Below are 19,161 nucleotides of genomic sequence, written 5' to 3'. Positions count from 1 at the left end.
GTCTAGACATGCCAGGCAGTACATCGCTCGGCGAAGTGCTTGAGCGCGCCGCTCTTCACCACGATCGTGTGCGGGCGGAAAGGGCTACCGGGCTTACGGGCGGATCAGGGAGTAGCGCAGTTCGTCGCCGTCTTTGCCGGTGTATTCGAAGCCGGCTTTTCTCAACACGCCTTGGGATGCGGGGTTGTCGTCGGTGGTGCCGGCGCGGACTTCCTTGACGTCGGGGAAGCTCCAGGCGTGGGAGAGCATCGCGGCGAGGGCCTCGGTGGCGTACCCGCGTCGCTGCCGCGACGGGACGATGCCGTAGCCGATCTCGACCCAGCCGTTGTCGGGTGGGCCGAAGAAGCCGATTCCGCCGACCACCAAGCCGGATCCGATCTCGACGACCTGGCGGATGCCGAAGTCGACGGCCTCGGGCGACAGCGCGGGCGAGCCGGCGACGTAGCGCGCGATCTCGAAGTCTCCGGTGTCGGGGTAGTCATCCGCCCAGTCGGGCTCCCGCTTGCCGTCGACGATCGCCTGCGCGGACTCGGCGGTCAGCGGGCGAAGCAGCAGCCGCTTGCTGAGGATGACGTTCTGGGACACAGGTCTCCTTCTGGCTCTGTCGAACCGGAGCCCCTCCCGGCCCCGGTGGGAGCTTAGGCCCCGACGGTGCGAAACGCCAGCAGCCGGACAAACGGGTTCAAGATCATCGAGGTCGGCATTGTGGGCTGGGTGGTCGTGGCGCTGGGTAGTTGGAGGCGGTCGAGGCGCCAGCCGTGTTGACTTGTTCGAACTGATGTTCGATAATCGTTCGTGTGATGGTCAGCACGGCGCACAGCGGCCAATCCGGCAGCGTGACCTCGGCAGGGCGGCGCCGAGCCACGCTTGAGCAGCTGCGCGCCGAGCTGGCCACCACACAAGTCGCCGCCACGGTGCCGACGGATCCAGCGTTCTCCCGGTTGCTCTCGGGCCCGGGTTTGCGCAAGGGCGCGGTCTATGCCGTGGCGGACCAAGCTGACCGCACTGCGGGCCCGAGCGCGTCCACCAGCGTGATCCTCGGGCTGCTCGCCGGACCGTCGCAGGCCGGGCTGTGGTGCGGTGTGGCCGGGCTGCCCGGACTCGGTGTCGAGGCGGCCGCGGGCTACGGCATCGACCTGCGCCGGCTGGTGCTGGTCCCGTCGCCGGGGCCGCGCTGGCTGGAAGTGGTCGGTGCGCTGGCCGACGTACTCGACGTAGTGGTCGTGGAGCCTCCGGCACCCGCGCCGGACGCCCAGACCCGCCGGCTGGCGGCTCGCCTACGCGAGCGCGGCACGGTCCTGATCGTCGCCGGATCGGCCGGCCGGGCCGGCGCCGGAACCCGCGCCGAGCGCAACCTGGCGTGGCCGGGTTGCGAGGTGCAGTTCGCGGTGACGTCGAGCCAGTGGTCCGGCCTGGGCGAAGGCCACGGCTACCTCGCCCAGCGCCAGGTCACGGTCGAAGCCTCCGGCCGCGGCGTGGGCTGGCAGCCGCGCACCACCAACCTCTGGCTCCCCGGCGACGACGGCCGGTTAACCCAAGTCGAGGAGACCGCCCCGGTCCTCCCGCTGACCCGTGCCTTCGCCGATCGCGAACAGCAGAAGGCGAGCTGACCCCACAATGCCCACGATGTCGGTACGCTCAGCGCTCGCATCAGCCACGCCCGAGCCAGGCGGATGGCGTACCGACGCCACCACCGCCCGACCGCGCCTGAGCCCGCCCGGTGCTCCGGTCAGCGCCCGGGCCTGTGACCTGCCCTCGCACCGCCATCTCCCGTGCCGCGGCTGCCGCGAGGCGCTGGATGCCAGCTCGCGCGGCACCCCCGGCAGCCCGCGCCGTGGCGGGTCCTTCGGCTCACATGAGGTGCCGAGCATCGGCCTGAGCGATGGCCAGGGATGTCGCCGGAGCTGGGGCCTGCGCTTGAGCCGCTTTCAGCGCCGTGGCGGGCGCTGCGGTTCACGTGAAGTGCTGAGCGTTGACCTGAGCGGTGCGCCAGGTGGCGGCCGGAGCTGCCACTGGAGCCCGGGCTGTCGGCTGGGCGTTGGCTATGGCTGGGGGCGCTGCCACTTGTTCCATCCTTCGCGTCACCCTTCGCGGCAGGCGTTTCCGGCATGCGTACCGTCGTGATCTGGCTGCCTGACTGGCCGGTGACCGCAGCTGCCCGAGAGGCCGGTTACTCGCCCAACGAGCCGCTCGCCGTACTCGACAAGGGGCGCATCTTCGCCTGCTCGAAGCCGGCCCGCGACGTCAAGGTGCGCCGCGGCATGCGGGTCCGGGAGGCGCAGTCCCGCTGTCCCGATTTGGTGGCCTTGCGTTACGACCCCACCGTCGATGCGCGGGCGTTCGAGCCGGTGATCGATGCGGTGGAGGCGATCGCGCCGGGGGTGGAGGTGATCCGGCCCGGGGTGTGTGCGGTCGCGGCGCGGGGGCCGAGTCGTTACTTCGGGGGTGAGCACGCGTTCGCCGACGTACTCCACAACCATCTCGATGTCGTCGGCTACAGCTGCGTGATCGGCATCGCCGACGGGCCGTTCGCCGCTGAGCAGGCAGCGAGGTCCGGGCTCGAGGTCGGGTACGCCGAGTTCCCGCCCGGCGAGTCCGCCACGTCGCTGGCCGGCCTGTCGATCGACCTGCTCGAACGCCCCGAGCTCGTCGACCTGCTGCGCCGCCTCGGCATCCGTACGCTCGGCCAGTTCGCCGAGCTGCCCCGCCGCCAGGTGCTGGCCCGGTTCGGTACCGACGGTGCGCTCGCCCACCGGCTGGCCTCCGGCGACGAGGATCGCCCGCTCGCGCCTCGCCGGCTGCCGCCCGACCTGTCCACCGGCGTCGACCTCGAACCCGCTGTCGAACGGGTCGACCAGGTGGCGTTCGCCGTCAAGGGCGCCGCCGACCGGCTGATCGCCGGCCTGACCGAGCGCGACCTGGTGTGTACGTGCCTGCTGATCGAGCTCCACACCGAGAACGGCGAGGTATCCGAACGCCGCTGGCGCCACCCTCGCTGGTTCAGCGCCGCCGACGTGATCGACCGCGTGCGCTGGCAGGCCCAGGGCCGGGCCGGCAGCCGCCGCGCCGAAGACTCCGACCACGAAGGCCTTGTGTCCGGCGTCACCGGTGTCCGGCTCATGCCCGAAGAGGTGGCCCGTACCGGTGGCTTCGCCGAAGGGCTGTGGGGAGACCGGGCACCCGAAGAACACGTCCACCGCGGCCTGTCCCGGATCCAGAGCATGCTCGGCCACGAAGCCGTACTGACCGCCGTCCTCGGCGGCGGCCGTTCGCTCACATCCCGGGTCACCCTCGTCCCGTGGGGCGACGAGCCGATGGCCGAACGCCCGGCCGACCCGCCCTGGCCCGGCCGGCTACCGATGCCTGCCCCGGCCACCGTCCTCCCCACCCCTGAACCGATCGACCTGCTCGGCGCCACCCTCGACAACCGCGGCGACCTACTGGAGCCGCCGAAGGCATTGCGCCGCCGCGGCGAGCCCGCGACCGCGATCGAGCGCTGGGCCGGCCCCTGGCCCGTGACCGAACGCTGGTGGGACGAGAGCAAAGCCCGCCACTACGTCCGCCTCCAAGTCCTCTGCGCCGACGGCCGCGCCTACACCCTCCTCCACGAACACGCCCGCTGGTGGATCGAGGCCTGCCATGACTGACCGCCGGCCACCCGCCCGCCGCGCCGCCGATTGCTGCTCCGCCGACCGCCGCGCCGCGCTTGGCGCTGCCAGCGCTGTCGATTGTCGCGCTGTCGACCGTCGCACCTCCGACTGCTGCGCTACCGATCGCCGCACCGCCGATCGCCGCGTCGGCGACCGCGATGCCGTGCCTGGCTTTGCCGTCGCTGTCGACCACCGCGCGGTCGGCCAGGGCATCGCTGGCGAGTGGCTCCAGCGCGGGTGCCATCTCGCCGGTGGGTGGCGACGGTTCGGATTCGTTTGGCGTTGCTCGGTGGGGAGGGTCGGCTGATGGGCTGGGGTAATCCACCGATCTCGTGGTCGGAGTTCGAGCGGCGGTTGTCCGGTCGACGCCGGCCCGGCGGGCCGCCTGGCGAAGCCGACGGCGGTGACAGTCCTGCCTGGTCGCAGCATCGCCCGCCCTACGACCCGTCGCCCGCGGATCGGCCGCAGCCGCCCGTTGGGCCCCAGGTTCCCTATGCCGAGCTGCACTGCCACTCCAACTTCAGTTTCCTCGACGGCGCCAGCCATCCCGAAGAACTGGTCGAGGAGGCCGTCCGTCTCGGCCTCAAGGCCATCGCCCTCACCGACCACGACGGCTTCTACGGCGTGGTCAGGCTCGCCGAGGCTGCCGAGAAGTACGACCTGAAGACCATCTACGGCGCCGAGCTCTCCCTCGGCCTCACCGCCCCCCAGAACGGCGTCGCCGACCCCGAGGGCACCCACCTCCTCGTCCTCGCCAAAGGGGAGGAGGGCTACCACCGCCTCGCCGGTGCCATCACCCATGCCCAGCTCAAAGGCAAGGAGAAGGGCAAGCCCAAGTACGACCTCGAGAAGCTGGCCGCCACCGCCGACGGTCACTGGCGCATCCTCACCGGCTGCCGCAAGGGCCTGGTTCCGCATGCCCTTGCCAGCAACGGCAAAGCGGCCGCCGCCAAGGAGCTGGACCGCCTCACCGCGCTCTTCGGCCGCGACAACATCGCCGTCGAGTTGATCGACCACGGCTACCCACTCGACACCGACCGCAACGACGCGCTGGCCGAGCTCGCCGATGAGCGCCGCCTGCAGATCGTCGCCACCAACAACGTCCACTTCGCTACGCCTGCCCGTGCCCGGCTGGCCGCCGCGATGGCAGCCGTCCGCGCCAGGCGCGGCCTCGACGACCTCGACGGCTGGCTGCCCGCCACCGGAACCGCCTTCCTGCGTACGGGAGCCGAGATGGCCCGCCGCTTCGCGCGCTACCCAGGCGCCGTGGCCAGGACAACAGAAATCGCCGACGAGCTCGCGTTTCCCCTGAAGAAGGCCAAGCCCAACCTGCCCAAGCTCGAGGTCCCCGAGCCGTACACCAGCCTGATGGGTTGGCTGCGCGGCGAGGTCTGGAAGGGCGTGCGCGACCGCTACCGCAACTTCAGCCGCAAGGACATGGATGCCATCGAGCAGCGGGTCGCCAACGAGCTGCAGGTCATCGAGGACAAGGACTTCCCGGGCTACTTCCTGATCGTCCACGACATCGTCAACTTCGCCAGAAAGCACAGAATCCTCTGCCAGGGCAGGGGTTCCGCCGCCAACTCCGTCGTCTGCTACGCGCTCGGCATCACCGCCGTCGACTCCTACTCCTACCGCCTGCCGTTCGCCCGCTTCCTCTCCACCACCCGCAACGAAGAGCCCGACATCGACGTCGACTTCGACTCCGACCGCAGGGAAGAAGTCATCCAGTACGTCTACAACAAGTACGGTCGCGAGAACGCCGCCCAGGTCGCCAACGTGATCCAGTACCGCCCGAAGCTGGCCGTCCGCGATATGGCCAAGGCGTTCGGCTACAGCCCGGGTCAGCAGGACGCTTGGTCCAAGCTGATGGACTCCTGGGGCTCGACTCTCGTCAACCAGGACGGCGAGGTGCCGGAGCGCGTCATCGAGCTCGCCGAGGAGTTGATGAAGGCCCCACGCCACCTGGGAATCCACTCCGGCGGCATGGTTCTCACCGAGCGCCCGGTGGGCGAGGTCTGCCCGATCGAGCATGCCCGCAAGGAGAATCGCACCGTACTGCAGTGGGACAAGGACGACTGCGCGTGGATGGGCCTGGTCAAGTTCGACCTGCTCGGTCTCGGCATGCTGGCCGCGCTGAGCTACACGATCGACGACATCGAGCGGCATCTCGGCGAGCGCTGGGATCTCGGCACGATTCCCAAGGAGGAGCAGGGCGTCTACGACCAGCTCTGCCGCGCCGACTCGGTTGGTGTGTTCCAGGTCGAGAGCCGCGCGCAGATGGCGACGCTGCCCCGACTACGTCCACGGGCGTTCTACGAGCTGGCCATCGAGGTCGCGCTGATCCGGCCCGGCCCGATCCAGGGCGGTGCCGTCCATCCGTACATCCGCCGCAAGACCGGCCTGGAAGCGCCCGAGCCGCCGCACTCGTCGTTGCGCGACGTCCTCGAACGCACCAAGGGCGTGCCGTTGTTCCAGGAGCAGCTGATGCAGATCGCCGTGGAGGTCGGCGACTGTACGGCAGACGAGGCCGACCTGCTGCGCCGGGCGATGGGCTCCAAGCGCGGCCTGGAGAAGATCGGGTCGCTGAAGGACAAGCTCTACGACGGCATGCGCAAGAAGGGAATCGTCGGCGAGGCGGCCGACTCGCTGTACGAGAAGATCGAGGCGTTCGCCGACTTCGGTTTCGCCGAGAGCCATGCGATCAGCTTCGCCCTGCTGGTCTACGCGAGCGCGTGGTTCCGCCTGCACTATCCAGCGATCTTCCTGGCGGCGCTGCTGCGTGCCCAGCCGATGGGCTTCTACTCCCCGCAGAGCCTGGTCGCCGACGCCCGGCGGCATGGTGTCGAAGTACGCAAGCCCGACTTGCGCTTCTCCGGTGTGTTCGCCGACCTCGAGCAGCTCGACGACACGGTCGACGCCAGCCGGCCGACCGGCGATCCCGGGTGTCTCAACCAGTTCCCGCCACCGATCGAGGCGTACGATCCGGAAGCGCCGGCAGAGGACGAGAAACATCGCAGGGACGGCAACTTCGCCGTCCGGCTCGGGCTTTCCGACGTGAAGTCGATCAGCGACGACGTGGCCAAGCAGGTCGTCGGCGAACGCGAGCAGCACGGTCCGTACACCAGCCTCAACGACCTCGCTCGCCGCACCGGTCTGACCGCCGCACAGCTCGAGGCGCTGGCGACGGCCGGCGCGTTCGACGGCTTCGAGCTCACCAGGCGGCAGGCGCTGTGGATGGCCGGCAGTGCCGCGCAGGAACGCCCGGACCAGCTACGCGAGGAGCAGCCGCCGAATCAGACGCCCATGCTGCCGGTGATGAACGGGGCGGAAAAGGTGATGGCCGACCTCTGGTCGACCGGAATCTCGCCGGACGACTACCCGACCCGCTACGTACGCGACTTCCTCGACAAGTGCGGCGCGATCACAGCCGAACGGCTGAAGACGCACGAGAGCGGACGCAGGGTCCTGGTCGGCGGCGTCGTCACCCATCGCCAGCGTCCGGCGACGGCCGGGAGCGTGACGTTCCTCAACCTGGAGGACGAGACCGGCATGATCAACGTGATCTGCCCGCAAGTGGTCTGGGACAAGTACCGAAAAATCGCGAGAAGCTCGCCAGCACTGTTGATTCGTGGCATGCTCGAACGCTCCGAGGGGGTCACCAACGTGCTTGCGGAGAAGTTCGCCGAGCTGCCGATGACGATCCGCACGATGTCCCGCGACTTCCGTTGAACTACCAGTTGAACCACCGCTAGCCACTCCGGAAACAGTGATGCTCGCGGCCGGCGGCCTGGGGCTGGCCGCCGGCCGCGAACGTCACCACCCCCTGACTACGGCCGCTCGCCCGCACTGTCGACCATGCCCGACCGCAGCAGCGACGTCCCTTCGACGACCTTCCCGTTCTCGACCCGGCTCGCCGTGCCGAGGAACCCGTAGGTGTCCGGATCGATCACGATGCCGAACTCGAACGTTCGCGTGCGACGCGACAACAGCACTCCTTCCCGGCCCGCGAGGTCGGTGACGCCACGGGTGATCGTCAAGCCGGGGACCTTCGCCAGCGCGCGGTACAGCGCCGCCTGCTGCTCCGGTGCCGGCACCAGCCCGGGGTCTTCGCCGAGCAGGGCGCCGATCAGCCAGATCGTCCGCTCGTCGAGCCCTTGGCCGTGGTGGAACTCCGGATTGTCGGGATAGATCCGCTTCACCTCGGCGTGAACGGCGGCCAGTACCTTGTCGGGGTCGAGCGGAAGGGCGGCGTGCATGTTCCAGACCTGTGCCGGATAGCGCTCGTCGTCGCCGGTCAGGTCGATCGGGCTCTGCCGCAGCTTGCCACGTTCGTCGTAACCGGCCATCGCCGTGCCGTCGAACCGGAACCAGCCCTCGCTCGTCACGACGTCGACTTCGCGATCGCTCCGGGACTTCGAATCAGACCCGTCACCGAGCTCCTGACGGATGGTGACGTTCGTCGTCATCTTCTTCGTGTACAGCCACTGGTCGTCGCGGGGACGTTCCCGCGGACTCGGCTGCGCTGCCAGGGTGGTCGCGGCGCGTTCGAGAAACACCGAGGCACTCGCGGAGTCGGGCCGGAACCAGCCGCCTTGCGTGACCGTGACTCCCACGAGCATCGCGACCGCGAGCCCGCCCGCCAGGCCGATCCGCCAGGCGAGCTTGGGCAGGCCAAACCTGCGGCGCGGTGGGGCAGTGGTCATCGACCGGAACAGTCCGGCTCGCAGCGCCGCCATTCGCCGCGGCGAGGCCGGCTCGACCTCCCCGCGCAGCTCGCGCAGGGCTTGCATCTCATCCATTGCTGGGCTCCTCTTCTTCGGTCAAAGGATTGGTTCCGCCCAGCGCCTCACGTACTTTTCTTCGAGCCCGGTGCAACCGCGAGCGAACCGTGCCGAGCGGGATCCCCAGCGCGCCGGCGATCTCGTCGTACGCCAGATCCGCCCAGGCGTACAGCAGCAGCACGTCGCGGTCACCGCGGGACAGTCCCACCAGCGCGGCCGCCAGTTGACGTTCGACGGCTGCGGCCGCCACCCGTGACTCCGCGCGTTCGATTCCGGAGTCTTCGGAGATGAGGGAGGCGACGACCGGATCGCTGCCGGTACGGGCGAGCGCGCGGTAGGTCCGCACCTCCGCCCGCCGGTGCCGGCCGATCAGGTTCGACGCGATCCCGTACAACCACGGCCGGGCGTCGCCCCGGCCGAGGTCGTACTTCCGTCTTCGCCGGAACGCGGCCAGGAACGTCTCGCCCACCACGTCGTCGGCGGCCGAGTGGCCCAGCCGACGGGTGACGTAACGGTGGATCTCGGCCGCGTGCCGGTCGAAGACCGCGGAGAATGCTTCGGGCTCATCCCAGGACCGCTCGATGACCTCGGCGTCGCCGAGTGTCGGTTCTGCCGAAGGCTGCGTGGTCGCCGGCATCGAGTGCTCCGTCCTGGTCGAGGGTCAAGTGTTCTACGAAGGCGCATGACCCGGTCGACTTCTCTCACCCGAACCCCTCGAACGAGTTCACGCCCGGCACAGCTCGGCTGCCGGCGCGCCGATGATCGCCTCGCCGAAGCCGGGAACCACGCCGTCCGGTGTGGCAGCCAGCTGCCAGGCCGGTTGACACGAATCGGGCCACGACGGACTTTGCAGGCATGCGTAGTCGCAGCCTGCCGCCGCCGGCCCTGCTCACCGTCGCAGTCGCCGTCGTGCTCACGCTGGCCGTACTCACGGCACCCGCGCTGCTCGGCCGGCCCGCCGCCCGAGCCGCGGCGGCGTTTCCGCGCATCGACGCGTCGGGGTTCCAGCTGGTGGCGGGCTCGACGTTCGCGACGTACGGGCAGCGGATCGCCCAGCTGGAGCAGAACGCGCAGCTGACCCCGGCCGGCCTGGCGCCGATCCTCGACGAGGCCAACCGGCAGGGCCGCGCGCTCTGCCACGAGACGTACCTGTCGGCCTCGATCCCGCGGGACGGCTTCTGCTGGCAGGACGGCGAGGACGACGACGAGAACGTCTGGATCCCGCAGGGCGTGACCGGCTCCGGCGACGCGCAACCGTCAGGCACGGTTGACGGCAGGCGCGTCGTGGCAGCGACCTGGCACTACACCGACGACTCGCTGATCCGGGTGTCGTTCGTCGACCTCGCGACCCGGAAGTACCGGCACGTGCTGCTGGTAGAGCCCACGTCCGGCACCGCCTTCCAGGCGATCGCCGGGCACGGGCACGGCCTGTTCTGGTACGGCGACAAGCTGGTCGTCGCGACCGGTGGCTCCGTGCTGCGAGTGTTCGATCTCAACCACGTCTGGCGAACCGACACCTCGACAGCCGAGGTGGGCCTCGGCACCGACGGCCGGTTCCACGCGCGCTACCACGCGTTCGCGCTGCCACAGATCGGCGCGTTCTGGTACGAGGGCGGCGGAGGCTGTGCGCCGAGCACGGGCGATCACCCATGCTTCTCGAGCCTCGCGCTGGATCGCAGCGGTACGGACTCCTTCGTCGCGGCCGAGCACACCACGCGCGGCGGAGGCCGGATCGTACGCTGGCCTCTCGACGCCTCCACGGCGTTGCCGGCGATCTCCACCGACGGCTACGTCCACGCCCGCGAGGCGTTCGCGTCGCCCGTGTGGGGAATGCAGGGCGCGACGGCGTACGACAACGCGTTCGTGATCACCGGTGTCTGTCCGGAGTACGCCGACAACATCGGCGATGGCGTCGACTATCCGAGCTGCCTGCATCGCGGCATCGGCGGCGACTCGACGACGGTGTGGACGAAGGCGCCGAAGAACACCGAGAACCTGTCGTACTGGCCCGCGACCGGTGAGCTGTGGTTCATCAGCGAGCAACTCCGCGAACGTGTGACCGTGCACGTCCCGTGGCCGGGCTAGGCCATGGGCTGGGGGTCGTCGATCCCGTATTCAGCTGAGAGCTCTCCAGTGGTCACCACCTTTCCTGAATGGCGCATGACATCGGGGTCGGCGGCCAGCGCCGCCACCACCCGTCCGACGAACAGCGGCGACTCCGAGCTCGACAGGTCGAAATACTCGGAGGCCTTCAGCACCGACTCCGTGCGCACCAGTCCGGGATACAACGACACGACCGCGATCCCGTGCTCCCGAAGCTCGTGCGCCATGCACGCCGCCATCCGATCCGTCGCGGCCTTGGCAACGCCGTATGCGACACCGGCGTCGTCCTTGCCCGCCGCTTCGGCGGAGACGTGAACGATCAGGCCGCCGCCCGCCGGCACCATCAGCCGGGCTGCCTGAACGCTCGCGACGTAGTGAGCGCGCACACCCGCCGCGAACATGGAGTCCCAGCGGGAGATCGGAGCCGTCCAGAATCCGTGTTCGTTCCAGAACTGCGTGCCGTCCCAGAAGTGTTCGTAGCCGCCCCAGGCGTTGTTGACCAACACCTCGAGCCGGCCCGACCGTCGCCGGATCTCCGCATAGACCGCCTCGACCGCAGCATCGTCGCGATGGTCGCACGCCAAGGCGACACCGGCGCCGGCACCGCCCAGCGCCGTGATCTCCTCGGCGGTGGCCGAGACCGTGCCGGGCAGGGGGATCGCACCCTCGCCCTCGACCACCGTGCGCCCCGTGACATAGACAGTCGCGCCGGCCTCACCGAGGCGGAGCGCGATGCCTTTGCCGACGCCGCGACTCGCTCCGGTCACCAGCGCCACTTTGCGTGCGAGGACTTCCATGCGAGGAATCGTAGGTGGGCCCACCGACAATGGCAGAATCCCTGGACATGAGCGGGGAGACGAGCGCGCCGGCGAGCGACCAGGGCGCGTTCGACGCGGTGATCAGCGACGTCGACGGCGTCGTACGGCTTTGGCCGCCCGACTCCATGACCCGCTGGGACACCGCGTTCGGCCTCCCCGAAGGCACCCTCGCCGGCCACGCGTTCGCCGAGCACCGCCTGCTGCCCGCGATCACCGGCCAGGTCACCGACGAGGAATGGCGCGCCCAGGTCGCATCTGACCTGCAGCCCGTTTGCGGCTCGGTCGAACGAGCCCGGCAACTGGTGGCCGCCTGGCGAGCCCGCAACGGCGAAGCCAACGCCGAGGTCGTCTCGCTGCTCACCAAGGCCCGCCGCCACGTGCGAGTCGTCGCCCTGTCCAACGCGACCACGCTCCTGGAGGAGCAGCTCGCCGAGCTCGGGGCGCACAACGCGTTCGACGCGATCGTCAACACCGCAAGGGAAGGCGTCTGCAAGCCCGACCCGCGCATCTACCGGATCGCCGCCGAACGTGCGGGTGCCGACCCAGCCCGTTGCCTCTACGTCGACGACAGCGAACGAAACGTCGAGACCGCCCGCGAGCTCGGCATGCGAGCCGTCCACTATCGCGAATATCGCGATTTGGAAACCGCTCTCTCAGTTGTATTCGATCCATTCATGTAATCGTTCGGAGTCATTCGGTAACCAAATCACCCCTGGGGGTGTGGCGCCCACCCGTGCGGGCGCAACAATGATTTCGAATACGGGATTGCGCCCCCTCCGTACAGGCGCACGGCCGGGTCTCGAAAGCAACTCTCACGCCCAGGAGTAAAGCCATGAGATCGTCCCGTCCTGACCTGGTTCTCGTTCTCCAGGCAGCAGAAAACAGAACCATTCAAAAACTTCAACAATTCAGTGTTCCGTTGTTGCGTATAGCCATCGGTCTGGTGTTCGTCTGGTTCGGCGCGCTCAAGGTCGCGAACGTCACTCCCCTCGCCGACTTCGTGGCCAACACTCTCCCGTGGTTCGACCGGGCGTGGGTCGTTCCGCTGCTGGGAGGGTTCGAGATCGCGCTCGGGCTGGCGCTGCTCGCGGGCCGGCTCCTCACGATCGTCTGCGCCGCGCTGGTCGCCCACCTGACCGGTACGTTCCTGTCGGTCGCGATGCAACCCGACGTCGTTTTCCAGCACGGAAACCCGCTCATGCTCACCACCGAAGGCGAGTTCGTGGTCAAGAACATCGTGTTCATCGCCGCCGGACTGGTGATCGCCGCAAGGTATCGCCGGATGGATGCGCATCAACCGATCGGTTGACCGAGGTCTCAACCGCCGCCACTGGCAGGTCAGGCCACCTGGCCGATGTCCGGAGCCGGTGGCGGCGGCCAAGCTGAAGGCATGACAGTTATCGAGGTGACCGATCTCGTCAAACAGTACGGCGACAAGCGCGCCGTCGACAGCGTTTCGCTCGCGGTCGAAGAGGGTGAGATCTTCGGCATCCTCGGTCCGAACGGCGCGGGCAAGACGACCATGGTCGAATGCATCGCGGGTTTGCGTACGCAGGACAGCGGCACCATCTCCGTACTCGGAATGGACCCGCGCCGCGACCGGGAAGTTCTGCACGAACAGGTGGGCGTGCAGCTGCAGGAAAGTGAGTTGTTCGACCAGATCAAGGTGTGGGAGGCACTCGACCTCTACGCCTCGTTCTACAACTCTCCGGTCGACTACGACAAGCTGATCGTCGACCTCGGGCTCGCCGAGAAACGTAACTCCACGTATCGAAAGCTCTCCGGCGGCCAGAAGCAGCGCCTGTCGATCGCGCTCGCACTCGTCGGCAATCCGAGGATCGCGATCCTCGACGAGCTCACGACCGGGCTCGACCCACAAGCCAGGCGCGACACCTGGCAGGTCATCGAGGACATCCGCGACCGTGGCGTGACCGTCCTGCTCGTCACGCACTTCATGGAAGAGGCCGAGCGGCTGTGCGACCGCCTGGCGCTGATCGATCGGGGCAAGGTGGTCGCGCTCGACTCGCCGGCCGGACTGATCGAACGCATCAACGCCGAGCAGCGCCTGCGCTTCCGCCGCCCGGAGGGTTTCGACGAGCAGCAGCTCACCGGGCTCCCCGGCGTCGAGGACGTGAAGCTCGCCGGCCGGACGGTCGTCGTCTCCGGCACGGGCAACCTCGTGCACACGGTCACGTCGTTCCTCGCCCGCCACCAGATCGTCGCCCAGGAGCTTCGTGTGGAGCAAGCCAACCTTGACGACGCGTTCATCCAGCTCACCGGCCGCACGATCGACGCGTAAGGACCTGTCACCATGAAACAGCTCGGCAAGCTCATCCAGGTGGAAGCGAAGCTCTTCCTCCGCGACCCCGCGGGCTGGGTCTTCACGTTCCTGCTCCCCACCGGCCTGCTCCTCGGTCTCGGCGCCGTGCCCGCGTTGCGCCAGCCGGACGAGACGTTCGGCGGCGCCCGCTTCATCGACCTCTTCGCTCCGTCGCTGATCGTGATCACCCTCGCCGTGCTCGGCGTGAACATGCTGCCGATCCGGCTCGCGACCTACCGCGAGAAGGGAATCCTGCGGCGGCTGTCAACCACCCCGGCCAGCCCTGGGAAGCTCCTGCTGGCCCAGCTGGTGGTGAACACCGTGCTGGCGTTCGTCTCCGTCGCGCTGCTGGTCGTCGTCGGCAAGCTGGCGTTCGACGTCCCGCTGCCGAAGCAGCCACTCGGGTTCGTCGCGGCGTTCGTCCTCGGTCTCGCCTCGCTGTTCGCCATCGGCCTGCTGGTCGCGTCGATGGCCCGCACGGCCCGGGTCGGCACAGCGCTCGCGATGCCGCTGTTCTTCGTCGTGATGTTCTTCGGCGGCGTCTACGTGCCGAGGTATCTCCTGCCCGACATCCTGGTCCGGATCGGCGACTACACCCCGCCGGGCGTCCAGGCGCTGCTCGACAGCTGGAGCGGCGACGGCGGTGTTCGGCCGCTGCAACTGGCCTACCTGGCGGCGATTACCGTAATCGCTGGTGGCGTGGCCGCGAGGCTGTTCCGCTGGGAGTGACAGGCATGGCAGGAAGCGACGGTACGCCGGAAAGGAGGCGAACGATGCGAACGACCGAAGCCGAGCGGTCGCAGACCAAGTGGGAGCGCAACAGCAACATCACCGTCCACTGGACGCCGTACGTCACGCTGGCGGTGAGCACCACGCTGCTGCTGACGGTGTCCGACGCGCCCTGGCCGGATCGGCTGGTCACGCTCGCCATCGCCGGCGTGGCGTTCCTGTGGGTGCTGTTCTGGTTCACGCTCGCCCCGCAGGCCAGACGCGAACGCCTGCTGCCGATGGCGGTCTATTTCGCCGGCTTCCTGACGCTCGCGACGCTGCTGACGATGCGCGAGCTCTACTTCTTCGTCTTCACCATCACCGGCTTCCTGCACGCGTTCCTGCTCCGGCGCATGCTGCTGGTGTTCGCCGGCCTGTTCGCGACGTCGATCAGCATCAACATCGTGACGGCCGGGTTCCCGCCGGTGACGGTGGAGACGGTCGCGCTGTACGGCACGATCATCCTGATCCAGACGTTCGCGATCGGCCTGGGAACGATCGCGGGGGAGAAGGTCTCCCAGCTGGCCGAGCAGCGCCGGCAGACCGTGACGAAGCTTGAAGCCGCGCTGGAGGAGAACGCCGGCCTGCACGCGCAGCTGCTGACGCAGGCCCGCGAGGCCGGCGTCCTCGACGAGCGGCAACGGATGGCCCGCGAGATCCACGACACGATCGCGCAGGGCCTGACCGGGATCATCACGCAGCTGGAGGCCGCCGAGCACGTCCGGCGTGACCCGGAGGAGTGGCAGCGGCACTTCGACAACGCGCTGCGGCTCGCCCGCGACAGCCTCTCGGAGGCCCGGCGTTCGGTGCAGGCGGTCCGGCCGCAGCACCTGGAGTCCGCGCGGTTGCCGGACGCGATCGCCTCGGTGGCCAAGCAGTGGTCGGCGATCAACGACGTACCCGCCGAGGTCACGACCACCGGCGATCCGCGGCCGATGCATCCGGAGGTCGAGGTGGCGTTGCTGCGGATGGCGCAGGAGGCGCTCGCCAACGTCGCCAAGCACGCGAAGGCGAGCCGCGTCGGGCTCACGTTGTCGTACATGGGCGACGTCGTGACGCTCGACGTACGCGACGACGGCTCCGGCTTCGATCCGTCGGCCGTGAACGGTGCCAGCGGCGGTGTCGGGCTGACGGCGATGCGGCAACGGGTGCATCGCCTGGCGGGGAGCTTGGAAGTGGAGTCGGAGCCCGGGATGGGCACTGCGATCTCGGCGCGCGTTCCGGCGCTGCCACAGGAAGCGGGGCCAGAGGGGGTTGGTGGAGCGTGATCCGGTTGCTGATCGTCGATGACCATCCGGTCGTACGTGACGGGCTGCGCGGCATGTTCGTCGGAGATCCCGACTTCGATGTCGTCGGCGAGGCGAACGAGGGTGCGGAGGCGCTGCGACTGGCGGAGGTCTTCGAGCCCGACGTGATCCTGATGGACCTCCGGATGCCCGGCGTCGACGGCGTGTCGGCGATCCGGCAGCTGAAGGCGCGCGGCGACGCTGCTCGCGTGCTCGTGCTGACGACCTACGACACCGACACCGACGTGCTGCCCGCGATCGAGGCCGGCGCGACGGGTTACCTGCTGAAGGATGCACCACGCGAGGACCTCTTGCGTGCCGTACGCAGTGCCGCGCGCGGCGAGTCGGTGCTCTCGCCGTCGATCGCCACCCGGCTGATGACCCAACTGCGTGCACCGGAACGCGAGCCGCTCAGCCAACGCGAACTGGAGGTGCTGAGCCTGGTCGCGCAGGGCAAGTCGAATCGTGAAGCGGCACAGGCGTTGTTCATCTCCGAGGCCACCGTCAAGACCCACTTGCTCCACATCTACGCCAAGCTCGACGTCAACGACCGCGCGGCAGCGGTGGCGACGGCCTACAACCGCGGGCTGCTGACCCCGGAGCGGCCCTAACTCATCAGCTCCTGCAGGGCCTGCGCGTTCTGGACGAGGTAGTCGCGCAGCTCCTTCGGCCTCAGCTCGAGGTCGGCGAGAGTGGCGTCCCACGGCGTGGTGTACGGCTGGTAGGCGTCGGCCTTGTCACCCTGGTATTCCGACCCTGTGCGGGCCTCCCAGTTCATGTCCAGCACCCGCGCGAGGTAGAAGTACTGCATCGTGAGCACGCCGTCCAGCGGCATCGTGAGCACGTAGATCAGCGGTGCGGTGCCGACGACCGCGCCGAGCTCCTCGAAGACCTCGCGGCGCATGGCGTCCTCCGGCGAACGGTCCGTCTGGTCGATGCCGCCGCCGACCGTGGTGAGGTAGGTCTCGCCTTTCTTGTAACGCCGCATGAGCAGCAGCCGGCCGTTGCCGTCGATCAGCACAGCACGCGCGCCACGTCGGATCTTCACTCCGAGCCTCTCTTCTGTCAGAGTTCTCGACATGGTCAGTCTCGCTGATGCGGCCACCTCGGCGCGCGCCCACGTCCAGGCCGACGCCGGTCGGCTGTGGGGAAGGTCGCTCGCCGAGGTCGAGTGGATGGGGATCACCGACGACGAGATCCTGTTGACAGCCGACCCTGGCGTGGCCGGGTACGAGCCGGTCGAGTCGAATGTGTGGGCGGGTCCGCGCCCGGCCGGGATCGCGGCTTCGAACACGCCGCAGGCGTGGGCCGGCCGGACCTGGGCGACGGTCGTTCTCCCGTTGCCGGACGATCAGGATGCCGTGGTGCGCCTGCTCGTACACGAGGCGTTCCACGTCGTGCAGGGCCGTTTGTTCCCTGGCGAGGTGAACACCGAGGTCGCCGACGGCATGGACCTGCTCGACAGCGCCGAGGGCCGAACCTGGCTGCGGATGGAGCTCGCCGCCCTCGGCGCGGCACTGGAGTCGACGGGTGCCGAACGAGTCGCCGCGGCGGCCGATGCCCTCGTGTTCCACAGCCATCGGCTCGCTGCCGCGCTCCCGTCCGAGGCGAGCCGTGAACGCGAGCTGGAGATCTGGGAGGGCCTCCCGGAGTACACCGCGTGGCGGCTCACCGAAGCGACACCTTCTGAGGTCGCGCGCCACGCCCGGAGCCTTCCCGCCGATGCGGCCTGGGCTCGCAGCTTCGCGTATGTCACCGGCCCCGCCTACGGTTTCCTGCTGGACGCGCTCGGCCCGGGCTGGACTGCCGAGGTCGTACGGCAGCGTGATCTGCAGGCGTTGCTCGCAGCCGCGGTCGCGGATGCGCGCGGCGCGGTCTACGGCCTCAGTGAGGTGCGAAGGACCGAAGGAGAACGGGAGGGTCGCCATCGGGAGCGGGTGGACGGGTTGCGGCAGGCGTACGCGACCGGCCCGCTGTTGCGGCTCTCGCTAGACGGTCAGATGATCAGCTTCAACCCGCAGGATGTCGTCCCGCTCGACGACGGAGTGCACCGGGGCAACCTGAGCTGGCGCAACGGGGACGGCTCATTCCTTGAAGCGCCCCGTGGCGCACTTGTGACCCAGGACTTCAGTGAGATCCGGTTGGTGTGCCCGGAACCGCCGGAGGTCCCCGGCACCACGACCGGCGACGGCTGGACGTTGCGACTCGCTGACGGCTGGCAGGCAGAGGCTGTCGACGGCGGCTGGAAAATCCTTCGACAGCAGGGCGACTGATCTGCTGTCCTGGAACTGTCTCTTATCGAGCTCCACCCGAGCCCGGACATCGGAGTGTAAATGTTGGACGCCCGCCTGGTTGGCGCGCCCTGTAGGGGTAACGGAAGCTGACCTTCCGGCCCCGGAGCTGGCGCGCCGTCTCGCTGACGGAAACCCAACCAGCTCACACCGATAGGGGCTCCACCCTTGAACCACAACCGTCGTCGCGCCGGAGACCGCGCGCGACCGCGGCCGTTCCGCTGCGTCCACTGTCGTCTCGACGTACCGCCCGACGCGCCCGGAACGGCTCACCGAAACCACTGCCCGACTTGCCTTTGGTCCAAGCATCTTGACGACGACCTACCCGGCGACCGCGACTCCGAGTGCCATGCGTCAATGGAGCCGATCGCCATCACCGTACGCCGGGACGGCGAATGGGTCCTGATCCATCGCTGTACTGCTTGCGACCAGCTCAAACAGAACCGGATCGCGGGCGACGACAACCCGCTCATGCTTGTCCGGCTGGCGATCCGGCCACTGGCCCAGCCACCGTTCCCGCTCGAGCTGCTCGGCAGTCTTTAGCAGGCCCTCGTCTCAGCCGGTCGCCGGCGCTGTAACGATTCGATCTAATCGCGTCCGGCGCCCGGCTGACGGGGATGTTGCGTACACGTGAACCAGCGGTAGCGTGTGCCGGGTGCGAAACGACCGCGAGTTCGTGGCACGAGCAATGGCACTGCTTTCGGAGGCAGGGGTCCACACCTGGGTGTTCGGTGGCTGGGCCGAGGAGATGCGTGGCCTGGTGCCGCCTCGTGACCACCAAGACCTCGACCTGCTCTGTCCGGCGTCCGATCTGGCCGCGCTCGACGAGCTCCTGGCTTCCGAGCGCGTTCCCGAGCAACTGCTGAAGCGGTTCCCCCACAAGCGAGCGTTCGACCTCGACGACGTGTGCGTCGAGCTGATTCTCGTCCAGCGGGACGACCAGGGTTACTACACCAACTTCTGGGGCTCGATCCGGTACGACTGGCCGGCCGACGTGTTCGACGGCACCGTGAACGACCTCCATGTCGTCAGCAGCACGGCGCTGATCGACTTCCGGAAGACCTATTCGGAACGACGGCTCACCAAGCAAAGTCGTTGAGTTTCTCGTCGTTCTGGTCAGCGCGGTGGCGCCGCAAATGTC

At 68.7% G+C, this 19,161-nt stretch carries 18 protein-coding genes; 13 read left to right on the top strand and 5 right to left on the bottom strand.

Annotated elements, in window-relative coordinates:
• Window positions 1–93 precede the first annotated feature (93 nt).
• Complete coding sequence (locus tag ACYVF6_RS02540) at window positions 94–585, bottom strand: GNAT family N-acetyltransferase (protein ID WP_460515274.1); 492 nt, start codon at window positions 583–585, stop codon at window positions 94–96.
• Between the two features lie 212 nt (window positions 586–797).
• On the opposite strand from ACYVF6_RS02540, the gene ACYVF6_RS02535 reads away from it, so the two are divergent.
• The 3 genes from ACYVF6_RS02535 (at window position 798) to ACYVF6_RS02525 (ending at window position 7,382) form a co-directional block, all read left to right on the top strand.
• Window positions 798–1,610 (top strand): hypothetical protein, encoded by an 813-nt coding sequence (locus tag ACYVF6_RS02535; protein WP_460515272.1) that lies wholly within the window; start codon window positions 798–800, stop codon window positions 1,608–1,610.
• A 498-nt stretch (window positions 1,611–2,108) separates the two neighbouring features.
• Complete coding sequence (locus ACYVF6_RS02530; protein WP_460515271.1) at window positions 2,109–3,647, top strand: DNA polymerase Y family protein; 1,539 nt, start codon at window positions 2,109–2,111, stop codon at window positions 3,645–3,647.
• A gap of 309 nt (window positions 3,648–3,956) precedes the next feature.
• Complete coding sequence (locus ACYVF6_RS02525; RefSeq protein ID WP_460515269.1) at window positions 3,957–7,382, top strand: error-prone DNA polymerase; 3,426 nt, start codon at window positions 3,957–3,959, stop codon at window positions 7,380–7,382.
• Between the two features lie 98 nt (window positions 7,383–7,480).
• On the opposite strand, the gene ACYVF6_RS02520 is transcribed toward ACYVF6_RS02525, so the two are convergent.
• Both ACYVF6_RS02520 and ACYVF6_RS02515 read right to left on the bottom strand, forming a co-directional pair.
• A complete protein-coding gene (locus ACYVF6_RS02520; protein ID WP_460515267.1) occupies window positions 7,481–8,452 on the bottom strand; it encodes a CU044_5270 family protein in 972 nt (323 codons plus the stop codon).
• Complete coding sequence (locus tag ACYVF6_RS02515; protein WP_460515265.1) at window positions 8,445–9,071, bottom strand: RNA polymerase sigma factor; 627 nt, start codon at window positions 9,069–9,071, stop codon at window positions 8,445–8,447. The genes ACYVF6_RS02520 and ACYVF6_RS02515 overlap by 8 nt, the downstream gene beginning before the upstream one ends.
• A 218-nt stretch (window positions 9,072–9,289) precedes the next feature.
• On the opposite strand from ACYVF6_RS02515, the gene ACYVF6_RS02510 reads away from it, so the two are divergent.
• Complete coding sequence (locus ACYVF6_RS02510) at window positions 9,290–10,519, top strand: hypothetical protein (protein WP_460515263.1); 1,230 nt, start codon at window positions 9,290–9,292, stop codon at window positions 10,517–10,519.
• On the opposite strand, the gene ACYVF6_RS02505 is transcribed toward ACYVF6_RS02510, so the two are convergent.
• Window positions 10,516–11,334, bottom strand: a complete 819-nt coding sequence (locus tag ACYVF6_RS02505) for a Rossmann-fold NAD(P)-binding domain-containing protein (protein WP_460515261.1) — start codon at window positions 11,332–11,334, stop codon at window positions 10,516–10,518. The two genes, ACYVF6_RS02510 and ACYVF6_RS02505, sit on opposite strands and share 4 nt — an antisense overlap.
• Before the next feature lie 47 nt (window positions 11,335–11,381).
• Between ACYVF6_RS02505 and ACYVF6_RS02500 the strand changes: the two genes are divergently transcribed.
• The 6 genes from ACYVF6_RS02500 to ACYVF6_RS02475 all read left to right on the top strand — a co-directional run bounded on the left by ACYVF6_RS02500 (window position 11,382) and on the right by ACYVF6_RS02475 (window position 16,340).
• A complete protein-coding gene (locus tag ACYVF6_RS02500) occupies window positions 11,382–12,035 on the top strand; it encodes an HAD family hydrolase (RefSeq protein WP_460515259.1) in 654 nt (217 codons plus the stop codon).
• 242 nt (window positions 12,036–12,277) lie between these two features.
• Window positions 12,278–12,664, top strand: coding sequence for a hypothetical protein (locus tag ACYVF6_RS02495; protein ID WP_460515257.1), 387 nt, complete (start codon window positions 12,278–12,280; stop codon window positions 12,662–12,664).
• 81 nt (window positions 12,665–12,745) lie between these two features.
• On the top strand, window positions 12,746–13,654 hold the full coding sequence (locus tag ACYVF6_RS02490) for an ABC transporter ATP-binding protein (RefSeq protein WP_460515255.1): 909 nt from the start codon (window positions 12,746–12,748) through the stop codon (window positions 13,652–13,654).
• A 12-nt stretch (window positions 13,655–13,666) separates the two neighbouring features.
• Window positions 13,667–14,404: an ABC transporter permease gene (locus ACYVF6_RS02485; protein ID WP_460515253.1), complete on the top strand. Its 738-nt coding sequence runs from the start codon at window positions 13,667–13,669 to the stop codon at window positions 14,402–14,404.
• 44 nt (window positions 14,405–14,448) lie between these two features.
• Complete coding sequence (locus tag ACYVF6_RS02480) at window positions 14,449–15,711, top strand: sensor histidine kinase (RefSeq protein ID WP_460515251.1); 1,263 nt, start codon at window positions 14,449–14,451, stop codon at window positions 15,709–15,711.
• Window positions 15,708–16,340: a transcriptional regulator gene (locus ACYVF6_RS02475; protein WP_460515249.1), complete on the top strand. Its 633-nt coding sequence runs from the start codon at window positions 15,708–15,710 to the stop codon at window positions 16,338–16,340. Before ACYVF6_RS02480 ends, ACYVF6_RS02475 begins: the two co-directional genes overlap by 4 nt.
• Here ACYVF6_RS02475 and ACYVF6_RS02470 read toward each other — a convergent pair.
• A complete protein-coding gene (locus ACYVF6_RS02470; protein ID WP_460515247.1) occupies window positions 16,337–16,777 on the bottom strand; it encodes an NUDIX domain-containing protein in 441 nt (146 codons plus the stop codon). The two genes, ACYVF6_RS02475 and ACYVF6_RS02470, sit on opposite strands and share 4 nt — an antisense overlap.
• Window positions 16,778–16,808: 31 nt before the next feature.
• On the opposite strand from ACYVF6_RS02470, the gene ACYVF6_RS02465 reads away from it, so the two are divergent.
• The 3 genes from ACYVF6_RS02465 (at window position 16,809) to ACYVF6_RS02455 (ending at window position 19,119) form a co-directional block, all read left to right on the top strand.
• Window positions 16,809–18,002 carry a hypothetical protein gene (locus tag ACYVF6_RS02465; protein WP_460515245.1) on the top strand — a complete coding sequence of 398 codons (1,194 nt, stop codon included), beginning with the start codon at window positions 16,809–16,811 and terminating at the stop codon, window positions 18,000–18,002.
• Window positions 18,003–18,188: 186 nt separating this feature from the next.
• Window positions 18,189–18,563 (top strand): RNHCP domain-containing protein, encoded by a 375-nt coding sequence (locus tag ACYVF6_RS02460; RefSeq protein WP_460515243.1) that lies wholly within the window; start codon window positions 18,189–18,191, stop codon window positions 18,561–18,563.
• A 112-nt stretch (window positions 18,564–18,675) separates the two neighbouring features.
• Window positions 18,676–19,119 (top strand): nucleotidyltransferase domain-containing protein, encoded by a 444-nt coding sequence (locus ACYVF6_RS02455; protein WP_460515241.1) that lies wholly within the window; start codon window positions 18,676–18,678, stop codon window positions 19,117–19,119.
• Window positions 19,120–19,161 lie beyond the last annotated feature (42 nt).

The sequence above is a fragment of the Flindersiella endophytica genome (assembly GCF_054779015.1).
The sequence above is the reverse complement of the archived record's forward strand: the minus strand, read 5'-3'. Positions and strand labels throughout refer to the sequence as shown.

What these genes read in the sequence shown, in the direction of transcription:
- ACYVF6_RS02530 (WP_460515271.1), top strand. Translation starts at nt 2,109, where the DNA reads ATGCGTACCGTCGTGATCTGGCTGCCTGACTGGCCGGTGACCGCAGCT.
- ACYVF6_RS02525 (WP_460515269.1), top strand. Translation starts at nt 3,957, where the DNA reads ATGGGCTGGGGTAATCCACCGATCTCGTGGTCGGAGTTCGAGCGGCGG.
- ACYVF6_RS02520 (WP_460515267.1), bottom strand. Translation starts at nt 8,452, where the DNA reads ATGGATGAGATGCAAGCCCTGCGCGAGCTGCGCGGGGAGGTCGAGCCG.
- ACYVF6_RS02515 (WP_460515265.1), bottom strand. Translation starts at nt 9,071, where the DNA reads ATGCCGGCGACCACGCAGCCTTCGGCAGAACCGACACTCGGCGACGCC.
- ACYVF6_RS02510 (WP_460515263.1), top strand. Translation starts at nt 9,290, where the DNA reads ATGCGTAGTCGCAGCCTGCCGCCGCCGGCCCTGCTCACCGTCGCAGTC.
- ACYVF6_RS02505 (WP_460515261.1), bottom strand. Translation starts at nt 11,334, where the DNA reads ATGGAAGTCCTCGCACGCAAAGTGGCGCTGGTGACCGGAGCGAGTCGC.
- ACYVF6_RS02500 (WP_460515259.1), top strand. Translation starts at nt 11,382, where the DNA reads ATGAGCGGGGAGACGAGCGCGCCGGCGAGCGACCAGGGCGCGTTCGAC.
- ACYVF6_RS02490 (WP_460515255.1), top strand. Translation starts at nt 12,746, where the DNA reads ATGACAGTTATCGAGGTGACCGATCTCGTCAAACAGTACGGCGACAAG.
- ACYVF6_RS02485 (WP_460515253.1), top strand. Translation starts at nt 13,667, where the DNA reads ATGAAACAGCTCGGCAAGCTCATCCAGGTGGAAGCGAAGCTCTTCCTC.
- ACYVF6_RS02480 (WP_460515251.1), top strand. Translation starts at nt 14,449, where the DNA reads ATGCGAACGACCGAAGCCGAGCGGTCGCAGACCAAGTGGGAGCGCAAC.
- ACYVF6_RS02465 (WP_460515245.1), top strand. Translation starts at nt 16,809, where the DNA reads ATGGTCAGTCTCGCTGATGCGGCCACCTCGGCGCGCGCCCACGTCCAG.